The sequence below is a fragment of the Rhodobacter sp. NSM genome, from assembly GCF_052244495.1.
Taxonomy (GTDB): domain Bacteria; phylum Pseudomonadota; class Alphaproteobacteria; order Rhodobacterales; family Rhodobacteraceae; genus Cereibacter_A.
Genome location: NZ_JBQPXH010000055.1, coordinates 1 through 1,090 on the forward strand (window position 1 = coordinate 1; position 1,090 = coordinate 1,090).

General features: G+C 71.5%; 1 protein-coding gene and 1 pseudogene. Both read right to left on the reverse strand.

The genetic code is table 11. The features are described from left to right. Positions 1-327, reverse strand: a pseudogene (locus tag ACTVZP_RS22230) (peptidoglycan-binding domain-containing protein); the annotation flags it as partial. A gap of 54 nt (positions 328-381) precedes the next feature. Beyond that, on the reverse strand, positions 382-1,090 hold a 709-nt coding region (locus ACTVZP_RS22235; RefSeq protein ID WP_443214303.1), incomplete at its 5' end, for a DNA adenine methylase.

Here is a 1,090-nt window from a genome sequence, read left to right on the forward strand (position 1 = left end):
GGCCACCGCGTGGCCCGGCAGCGGCACCCGCTCGACTGCGGCCCGCGCCGGTCCGGACGCCCAGGCGGTCAGCGCCTCGCGGGTGTTGGGCCCGAGGAGACCATCGATCCGGCCCGGCGCATGGCCCAGCCGCGCCAGCACCGACTGGCCGGCCGCGATGCGCTGTCGGCGGGAGGGCCAGGCGCGCCAGGGCGCCGCCTCTCCCTCGAGCGCGGCCAGAGCGGCCGCCTGGGTCAGCGGCCCCGCATCGCCGTCGATGGCGCCGCGGTAGAGCCCCGCGGCCGAGAGGAGCCGCTGGATGTCGGATGTCGTCACGTCTTTCTCCATATGCAAAAGCCCCGCTCGAGGGCGGGGCATGGGTGGTCGGACTGGTGGGGTTTTTCAGATGAGGGTCGCGACCCGCTCGCGGTTCGAGACGAGGAGCTCCTGCGCCTCCGTGCTGCCCGAAGCGGAGACCGAGTAGGTCAGCCGCACCGGCTCGAGGTGGAACCGGCCGAAGAGCGCCCGGATCTCCGGCGTGTCATTGATCGACAGGAGGAAGGCGCCCTTGAGGCTGCCGAGGATCTCGGCGATCCGCGCGAACTGCGCCCGGTCGAAGATCCCGCGGCCATAGTCGCTCTCGCCGCCGAAGTAGGGCGGGTCGAGATAGAAGAGCGTCTCGGCCGTGTCGTAGCGCGGGATCAGGTCGGCCCAGTCGAGGCTCTCGAAGACCACGCCATCGAGCCGCTCGTGGGCAGCGTCGAGCACCGGCTCGAGGCGAGCGAGCGAGAAGCGCGGCCCGTGCCCGGCCGAGACGCCGAAGACCCCGTCGAGCTTGCCGCCGAAGCTGAGGCGCTGGAGGTAGAGGAACCGCGCGGCGCGCTCGAGGTCGGTGAGCGTGGCGGGATCGGTGAGGCGCAGCCGGTCGAACTCGCGCCGGCTGCAGATCTGGAAGCGCATGATCTCGAGGAGCTGGGGGTAATGCCGCTGCAGGATCCGGAAGAGGTTGATGATCTCGCCGTTGCGGTCGTTCATCACCTCGAGGCGCGGCCGGAAGCGGCGGCGGAGGAAGATCCCGCCCATGCCGACGAAGGGCTCGACATAGGCGCGG